The following is a 206-nucleotide window of genomic DNA, read 5'->3' on the forward strand; positions in this document are numbered from 1 at the left end:
CCTTTTAAAGCGTAAAGACCTCGACAAAATTACTGTTCAAGATATTTCAGATCAAGCAGATATTAATCGTGGTACATTTTACTTACATTATGAAGATAAATACATGTTATTAACCGATATGGAAGATGAATGTATATCCCAAATTTGGACATCGACTCAATTTAATCAACTCGATATTAGTTCACCAGAAAATACCGCTGAAGATT

Annotated in this window: 1 protein-coding gene; it reads left to right on the forward strand. The window is 31.6% G+C overall.

From position 1 onward, the window contains the following. The coding region (locus tag HMPREF3057_RS09565) for a TetR/AcrR family transcriptional regulator (protein ID WP_142350362.1) at positions 1 to 206 on the forward strand (206 nt) is incomplete at both ends.

The sequence above is a fragment of the Streptococcus sp. HMSC072D05 genome, assembly GCF_001815805.1.
In the GTDB taxonomy this organism is placed as follows: domain Bacteria; phylum Bacillota; class Bacilli; order Lactobacillales; family Streptococcaceae; genus Streptococcus.